This window comes from Novosphingobium sp. FSW06-99 (genome assembly GCF_001519065.1).
Taxonomy (GTDB): Bacteria; Pseudomonadota; Alphaproteobacteria; order Sphingomonadales; family Sphingomonadaceae; genus Novosphingobium.
The window spans coordinates 211,758-220,722 of record NZ_KQ954255.1 but is presented as its reverse complement, the minus strand read 5'-3'; the positions used below and the strand labels follow the sequence as shown (position 1 = coordinate 220,722).

At 64.3% G+C, this 8,965-nt stretch carries 6 protein-coding genes; all 6 read right to left on the bottom strand.

The window, feature by feature from the left end:
* The coding region (locus AQZ49_RS22545) for a hypothetical protein (protein WP_197410994.1) at positions 1–481 on the bottom strand (481 nt) is incomplete at its 3' end.
* Between the two features lie 217 nt (positions 482–698).
* On the bottom strand, positions 699–2,363 hold the full coding sequence (locus AQZ49_RS09835; RefSeq protein ID WP_067615114.1) for a hypothetical protein: 1,665 nt from the start codon (positions 2,361–2,363) through the stop codon (positions 699–701).
* A gap of 212 nt (positions 2,364–2,575) precedes the next feature.
* Positions 2,576–3,016, bottom strand: a complete 441-nt coding sequence (locus tag AQZ49_RS09830) for a hypothetical protein (protein WP_067615113.1) — start codon at positions 3,014–3,016, stop codon at positions 2,576–2,578.
* A 59-nt stretch (positions 3,017–3,075) separates the two neighbouring features.
* On the bottom strand, positions 3,076–4,533 hold the full coding sequence (locus tag AQZ49_RS09825; protein ID WP_067615112.1) for an efflux transporter outer membrane subunit: 1,458 nt from the start codon (positions 4,531–4,533) through the stop codon (positions 3,076–3,078).
* Positions 4,530–5,708, bottom strand: coding sequence for an efflux RND transporter periplasmic adaptor subunit (locus tag AQZ49_RS09820; protein ID WP_067615111.1), 1,179 nt, complete (start codon positions 5,706–5,708; stop codon positions 4,530–4,532). Before AQZ49_RS09820 ends, AQZ49_RS09825 begins: the two co-directional genes overlap by 4 nt.
* Entirely contained in the window at positions 5,701–8,925 is a 3,225-nt protein-coding gene (locus tag AQZ49_RS09815) for an efflux RND transporter permease subunit (protein ID WP_067615110.1), read from the bottom strand. The genes AQZ49_RS09820 and AQZ49_RS09815 overlap by 8 nt, the downstream gene beginning before the upstream one ends.
* Positions 8,926–8,965 lie beyond the last annotated feature (40 nt).

Below are 8,965 nucleotides of genomic sequence, written 5' to 3'. Positions count from 1 at the left end.
ACCCCGCGCGCGCGCCGTCGCCGACAAACGAATAGGCGGCGCGGGGCAGCCCGTTGTTGAGGACGTTGGTGCCGACCTGGTTGGCCAGATCGCCCGATTGCGGATTGATCCCGGTCGAGGCGTTGAACACCACCGACCAGCCCGGCGTGAATTCCTCTTTGCCCCGGATGCCAACCCCGGTCTGCGACAGGTTGTTCTGCGCGAATACGAACCGCGACCCGCCGCCGTTCTTGCTCAGCAGCGATTCGCCTTCATAGTTGTCGGCGTTTTCTGGCAGGCCGTGGCTGACCCAGCCCACGCCGATGTCGAGTGTGCCGTAGATGGTGATGCCGTGCCAGGTCAGCGGGTGTTCGTCGTCGGCCTTTGGTCCACCACTCGGTGCGGGCGCGGTTTGGGCCACGGCGGCAGCACACGTGACCAGAGCGGCCACGGCAACCGATGCAGCCAGAATTTTCCCTTTGAAACAGATCGCTGAAATCATTTTCGCCCCCCTTTGCCATGCCACACCCGGACACGGCTCGATTTTCTGTATTCTTTCGAATATAGCTTGAGGCACGAACGGGCAACGGTCTGGCGGGGCGCCATGGCGCAAAACGACGTGCGGGCCAGAATTCCGGTGCTGCCGGAATTCTGGCCCGCACGTTTGGGGCGCAGGGAACCTGCCCGGCGCAATCAACCGATCGCGCCGGGCCGTTCGATCAGAACGGGTAGTAGCGGAAGCTGATCAGACCCATGTTCTGGTTGACGCGGGGAACGCCGTTCGAGTTGTTGCTGACGAACAGTTCGCGCTGGGTGTAATCGTACTGCAGACCCACCTGGGCGCGACCGAACGAACCGCTGTAGATTTTCTGCCACAGGCCGGCGGTGATCTGACGGATCGCGCGGGTATTGCCACCGCAGGTACCGCCTTCGGTGAAGCAACCGCTGTCGTTCGCCGCAAGGTTGCCGATGCCATAGCTGCCCGAAAGCGGCAGGGCGGATTCGAATTCCTCACCCGCATAGCCATAGACATCCAGCATGCTGGTGGGATGCAGAACCGCACCGCCAAGCATGATGGTTTCCTTGATCGCGTGGATCGACCCGTCAGCATCGAACGTCACGTCGGGCAACTGGGTCGAACCATAGCGACCGATACCCTTGCCACCCAGATAGCTGAACTGCAGGTCGAACACCTTGGGCACGGCCTGCAGGGTCACGCCGCCGCCAAAGCCGGCCGAACCCTTGTTCACGTTGTACTGACCGTTGACGCGCGCGGTGGCGGTACGTTCGATCGCCATGCCCTCGATATGCAGCGCATGCCCGGCGATATCGCCCTGATAGGCGACCTTTTCGATAAAGTCGGGAACGCTGTTGAGCGTCAGCGAGTTGGCGCTGTTGTAGCCCGAACCGCCGGTGATCGAACTGGTCACCGTGCTAGGCACAGTGCCGCCGAACAGGGTCGCCGGGCTTTCAACCGAAGCGCCGATCCACAGGTGATGGTCGGCAAAGTCGGCCGTCAGACGCACACCCGGGTTGCGGGTCCAGGCAAAGCCGGGAACGTATTGCGCGTCGATCACCAACGGAATGACTTCCGAACGCGGCGTCAGGCCCTTGCCCTGAAGCGTGGCGAGCGACCAGCTCTGACCGGCCAGGAAATGGATGCCGCTGTCGCCGCGATCCCAGTCGACCTGGCCATAGAGCACGCGGATACGCGGGTTGTAGCTGTTGCTTTCGTTCGAGTTGGCCGTCTGCGCCGCACCCTGAAAGTCGAATTCGCCATACATCGACAGCGTGGTGTGCTCGCTCGGCTTGCCCTGGGCAAGGAACGACAGGCGGCTCTGCCGCGCGGTGAAGCGGCCTTCGCCCACATAATAGTTGTGCGCGTTGGGGAACGGCACCGAAAAGCTCGATGCGATGTCGTTGCCCTGATAATGCTGACGATAGACACCGGCCAGTTCAAGGAAGCCACCGGGCGTGATCCGGATACCCTTGAAGTCGATATAGCCCTTGGCGTGTTCCTTTTCGATCGCGCTCGCGACTTCGGTGTCGGCAGCAGCTTTGGCCAGCTTCGGCGTTTCAGCCACGCTCTGGCTGAGCGAACCGACCTGCTGCTGGGTCTGGGTCACCTGCACCTGGGTCTGGGCAACCGCGGTCTGGGTGGTGGCAACGGTTTCACGCTGCGCCTTGATTTCTTCGCGCAGCGCAGTGACCTGAGCCTTCAGCTCTTCGACTTCGCTCTTGAGCACAACCGATTCGGAGCTCTTGGCAGCCGGGGCGGTGTGGTGATGATGCGGCTTGGCATGCTTTTTCTCAGCGGCTTGTGCGTTCGGCGCGAGAACCGCGCCGATGGATACCGCTGCCAGCAGCGCATGTTGCAATTTCATGATGGGAACCCTCTGCGATCATGGTTGATGCTGGGCCCCGGTATGGGGAGGATGTTGCGGTATTGTGACAGAGCCCGTAGACGCGGGGTTCAGTCCGACGGAGCGTCGCAACGCGGCCCGGGTGGGTCTTTCATGCAACACATGCCAACCTGGTTATTCGCGCGCCAAGACGCCCCGGCGCGTCCGACGGCGACCGCGTTCACCCAAACCGATCACTCGCGATACCAGTCGCGCGCAACCTTGATATCTGCGACATGCCCGTCGGCGACCGGCGCCGTGACGCGCCAGTTCACATGGTCGATGAAATCGTTGGTATGTTCGACATCGCCGTAAGTGCACATGAGGGTCCCTTGCGAAGCGACAGTGCAACGGCCGCCTGCCGCGCGGAGCCGGTCTTGCGCTTCGGCAGCGGCCAGGCCAACCGGTATCGCCGTCCGCAAGGCGCCATAGGCCTGCTGCAATTCGCCAACTGGCGTCGGAATGTCCTGCCAGTTCGGCAAGGCAGACGCAAACTGGCGATAGGGCTGCATCCCGGCTTCAAGATCGGCAAAGCGCAACGCCGCAGCCGGCTCCGCCATCACGGCATGGGGCGCCACCAGGGCGAGCGCGAGAACGCCCCCACAAGCGATCGAAGTGATTTTTGCCATCAGCATCTGGGTTGTCCTTGGTTAACGAAGGAAGGGCAAGGTTGGCTTGTCCGAACTCTGTTGGGTTAGCGCGCCGTGCGCGGCGATTTGCCCGGCGCCCAGCCACCACCCAGCGCGCGGGCCAGCGACACCGCCGAATTCAGGCGCAAAGTGTGCACTTCGATCGCGCGGCGTTGTTCGAACAGCGCAGTGGTCTGCGCAGTGACCACATCGAGGTAATTCGACACGCCCTTTTCATAGCGCAGCATCGACAAGTCGGCGGCCTGCTGGGCCTGGGTGGCGGCGCGGATTTGGGCGCTGTCTTCGTCGCCGAAATGGTGGAGCGCGGACAGGCTGTCCTCAACCTCCTGAAACGCGGTCAGGGCGGTGGCACGGTATGCCGCGCCGGCTTCATCCCAGCGCGCGCGCGCAGCACGCACTTGCGCGGTGCGGCGCCCGCCGTCGAACAGCGTCAGCGCCAGCGTCGGGCCAACCGCCCAGAACGCGTTGCCCGCCATGGCAAGGCCCGCCAGACTGGTGGCGTTGGTTCCGCCCTGTGCCGTCAGATCGATGGTCGGGAAGAACGCGGCGCGCGCCACCCCGATGGCCCGGTTGGCACCATACATCCGCCGTTCCGCCGCCGCGACATCAGGCCGCCGCTGCAACAGGGTCGAGGGCAGACCGGCCGGCATCACTGCAATTTGCAGCGTGGCATTGGCAACAGGCAGCGCGAACGCAGAAGCCGGCGTGCCGATCAGGCTGGCAATGGCATGTTCCAGCGCGGCGCGCGCGGCGCGGACATCGGCCAGTTGCGCCTCTGCATCGGCAAGCTGTGCACCCGAGCGACCGGTATCGATCTCGGTCGCCACCCCGCCAACGTAACGGCTGCGAACAACATTGTCCGCCTCGGTATAGACGGCGATGTTGCGCTTGAGCAGGTCGGTCTCCGCATCGAGCCCGCGCAGCACGATATAGGTCGTTGCCAGTTGCGCCTGCAGGCTGAGGCGTATGGCGGCGGCATCATCGGCGCTGGCTACGGCGTTGGCGCGCCCGGCCGCGATCGAATCCCGGACCCTGCCCCACACATCGACTTCGTAGCTCGCGCCCAGTCCCGCAATATTGTTGCCGTAATAGACCGGCTGGCTGGCGCTGCGCAGCGGGCGGTCATCGGATTGCCGATCGGTCCCCAGCGATGCCGCCGACCCGATGGTGGGCAAGGCATCGGCCTGTGCCACGCGCAAGGCCTGTTGCGCCTCCTGGCTGCGCGCCAGGGCAGCGGCCAGCGTCGGGCTGTTATCGGACAGGCGCTGTTCGAGCGTGTCGAGCTGCGGATCGCCAAGCGCGCGCCACCAGTCGGCGGTTGCCGCATCAGGCGTGGTCGCCTGCGCCCAGATGCCGTCCTCGCGGAAGCTGTCGGCCGATGCCACATTGGCCGGGTAGACCGCGGCCGGGTGATAAGGCGGCGCGCCTGCACATCCGGCCAGCAGCAACAGCGCACCGGCCAGCAGCGCCTGTCGATGCAGGCGCCGACCCCTGCGGATCATGGGCGTGCTCCCGCCGAAGCGTCGGTCACCGCCACCGCTTCGCCTTCGCTGATCGAATCCGGCGGATTGGCGATGATCCGCGTGCCGGGGACAAGACCCGAATTGATCTCGACTCGCCCGCCCAGATCGCGCCCGATCACCACCGGGACAAGATGGACTTTGCCGTCAGCGGTGACCGTGGCGACCTGGCTGCCATGATCGCGCAGCACCAGCGCGCCCGAGGGCACGATCAGGCGTTGTCCGCCACCAGGCAGCGCAAAGTGCACTTCGGCATACCCGCCCGGTTTCAGCTTGAACCCCGGATTGTCGGTCTTCAACTGCACTTGCAGCGATCCGCTGCGCTGGTCGATGGCAAACGACTGGTCGGTCAGCACCGCCGGAAACGTTTCGCCCGGATAATCGGGCAATTTCAGCGTGGCGGTCAGACCCGCGTGCATCGCCGCCGAATATTGCTGCGGCACGTTGACATAGATGCGGATGCGCCGTTCGTCGGCCATGGCAAACATCGGCGTCTGGTTGGTGGCGCCCGGGCCGACCAGATCGCCGATATCGGCGTTGCGCTGCGTAACCAGCCCGGCAAACGGCGCCCGGATCGTGGCATAGCGCTTCATCGCCAGCAACCGGCCAAGTGCGGCAGAGGCCTCTTCGACGGCGGCGGCGTGGGTCTTGGCGTCGGCGTTCTTCTCGTCGGTTTCCTGCACCGACACGGCCTTGCTCTTCAACAGGTCGTTCCACCGCGCCGCGGTCGAACGCGCCAGCGCGGCTTCGGCACGCACGCGGTCAAGCGTGGCGCGCGCCTGGATGATCTGCTGATCGAGTTCAGGCGTGTCGATTACCGCCAGTGCGGCATTCTCGCCCACGTCGGCGCCGATATCCTTATTCCAGGTATGCACATAGCCGGCGACGCGGGCATAGATATGCGCGGTGAACCAGGCCTGCATCGTGCCGGGCAGCACCAATTCGTTAGCCGCGCCCGAGGGGATCGGGGTGATCAGCCGGACATTGGGCCGGGCCTGGATATTGGAAGTGGCCTGCGCCTCGTGATCGTCACGCACGCGGACATAGATGCCCCCCGCCAGCACCAGGACCAGCAACCCGGCCGCGATCGCGCCAAACCGGGCAAGACCCCGAGGCGGAGTCCCGTCACCGGCGGGCAGGCCGTGGAGATCAGACATGCTGCATTTCCTTCTGATGATCTTTCGCCGCATCGCCCGCGTCGCCGGTGTGGCGACGGTGGGCCAGGCTGAACACCACGGGCACGAAGACCAGCGTGGCGATGGTTGCAAAAAACAGTCCGCCGATCACCGCGCGGCCCAGCGGCGCGTTCTGTTCGCCCCCTTCGCCAAGGCCCAGCGCCATCGGCGCCATGCCGATGATCATGGCCAGCGCCGTCATCAGCACCGGGCGGAACCGCGTGGCCCCGGCTTCGAGTGCGGCGCGCAGCGCGTCGCCGGTGGCAGTCAGCCGTTCGCGCGCAAACGTGATCACCAGCACTGAATTGGCGGTGGCCACCCCCATGCACATGATGGCCCCGGTTAGCGCTGGCACAGACAGCGTGGTGTGCGTGCCGAACAGCATCCAGACAATCCCTGCCAGCGCGGCGGGCAGCGCGGAGATGATCACGAACGGGTCGATCCAGCTCTGGAAATTGACCACGATCAGCAGGTAGATCAGCACGATCGCCCCGCACAGACCCAGGATCAGTCCGGAAAAGGCCGAATTCATCGTCTGCACCTGCCCGCGCAGTGTGACCGTCGCTCCCTTGGGCAACTGGGCCCGCGTGTCATCCAGCACGCGCTGGATGTCGCTCGCCACCGCGCCCAGATCGCGGCCCTGCGGCGTCGCATAGATGTCGATCGCGGGTGCGATGGCATAGTGGCTGATCACCGCGGCGGTGCGGCTTTCGTGAATATCGCTGAGCCCGCCCAGCGTCTGGAATGATCCAGGGGCAGTGCCGGTAACGGGCACGTTGACCAGCGCGTTCAAGGTATCGGCGCGGTATTCGGGCGCCTGCACCACGATGGGATAGGACACGCCGTTTTTCGGATTGAGCCAGAACGTCGGGGCCACCTGAAAACTGCCAGCCAGGTTCACCGACAGGGCGCGCGTCACGTCGTTTTCGGTGATCCCCACGCGGTCGGCCAGCGACCGGTCGACATCGACCTTCAGCTCGGGATAGTTGCTCGGCTGCTGCACGCGCACGTCAGCGATCCCCGCGACATGGTTCAGCCGGTCGACGATACGGTTGGCATAGGCCTCGTTGGCGACATTGTCGGGGCCGGCCACGATCACGTCGATCGGGGCGGGCGCGCCGAAATTGAGGATCTGGCTGACGATATCGGCAGGCAGAAAGGCGAACGTCGTGCCCGGAAAGGCCTGCGGCAGATCGCGGCGCAATTTGCGCACATAGCCGCCGGTGGGATGATGCCCCTCGTTCAGCGTGATCAGGATGTCGCCATCCTGCGGACCGATGCCGCCGCTGTTGGAATAGGCCATGTTGATCCCCGACACGGTCATGCCGATGTTGTCGATGATCGTGCCGGTTTCCGATTTGGGCAGGTCCTGGCGGATGCGGGCCTCGATATGATCGAACAGCGCGGCGGTCTCTTCCAGCTTGGTGCCGGTGGGTGCCCGCACGTGGATGCTGATCTGGCCAGAATCGACGGTGGGAAAGAAATCGCGGCCCAGGAACGGCACCAGCGCGAAACTGGCCAGCACCAGGACCATGAACCCGGTCACAAACGCCCGGCGGTGCGCCAGCGCGAGGGCGAGCACGCCAACATACCACGTGCGGATGACCTCGAACCCGCGTTCAAAACCGTGCTGGAACCGGCGCAGCACATTGTGCGATCCGGTATGGTCGGTCATCGCATCGTGGCTGATCATGATGTCGGCGGTGTCGGGCGCGGCATGCTGTTGCAGCAGCCAGTTGGCCATTGTCGGCACCAGCGTGCGCGACAGCGTGAACGAGGCGATCATCGCGAAGACCACCGATTTGGCCATCGGCGTGAACAGGAAACCCGGTACCCCGCCCAGGAAAAACATCGGCACGAACGCGATGCAGATGCACAGCAGCGACACGAACGCGGGCTGCACGATCTGGCGCGCGCCATCCATGATCGCAGTTTCGACGGGCTTGCCCTGTTCGAGATGCCAGTTGATGTTTTCGATAGTCACGGTGGCATCGTCGACCAGAATGCCTACCGCCAGAGCCAGCCCGCCCAGCGTCATGATGTTGAGCGTCTCACCCGCAATCGACAGGCCCATCACCGCCGCCAGAATGGCCAGCGGGATCGAGGTGGCGATGATCACGGTCGATCGCCACGATCCCAGGAACAGCAGGATCATCAGGCTGGTCAGCGCGGCGGCAATCACCCCTTCGCGCACCACGCCGCCGATCGCTGCCTTCACGAACAACGACTGGTCGGACAACAGGTCGATCTTCAGGCCGTCGGGCAATGTCGGACGCAGCCGCGCGATCAATGCGCGCGCATCGGCGACAATCGCGATGGTCGAGGCATTGCCCGATTTGAGCAGTGTCATCAGTACCGAACGCTGCCCGTCGACGCGCACTTCGTTCTGCTGCGGCGGCGATCCATCGTGGACATAGGCGACATCGCGCATGAACACGGTGGCTCCATCAACGGTCTTGATCGGCAGGTTGTTCAACGCGTCGATCGCTTCGGGTGCGTTGTTCAGCGAGATGGTGTATTCGAACGGGCCGATGCGTGCGGTGCCTGCGGGCACGATCTGGTTTTGCGCGGCCAGCGCGGTGCCGATATCGGTGGTCGACAGGTGCCGGGCCTGCAGCGCCTGGGGATCGATATCGATCTGGATCTGGCGCACCCGGCCGCCATAGGGCGAAGGCATCGCCGCGCCCTGCACCGTCGCCAGCGACGAACGGATGGTGTTCTGCGCGATGTCGAACAGTTGCTGTTCCGACTGCACCTTTGACGACAGCGCCAGCTGCAGGATCGGGACGGTCGAGGCGCTGTAGTTAAGCACCAGCGGCGGGGTGATCCCGGCAGGCATCTGCTTGAGCACGGTCTGCGATACCGAGGCGACTTGCGCGGTGGCGGTGCGGATATCGACGCCGGGGCGGAAAAAGATCTTCACCACGCCGATGCCGGTGTAGGACTGGCTTTCGATATGGTCGATGTCGTTGACGGTCGAGGTCAACTGCCGCTCGTAGTAATAGATCACCCGGCCCGACATGTCGCGCGGCGACAGGCCGTTGTATTGCCACACCGCCGCGATCACCGGCACGCGAATATCGGGAAAGATATCGGTAGGCGTGGTGATCCACGAGATGACCCCTCCCAGCACGATCAATATCGCCATGACCACGAACGTGATCGGCTTCGACAAGGCAAGTTGGACCAGTTTGAGCATGGAAATCGCCTTGCCTTAACCGGGAGCCCGGCCGCAAATT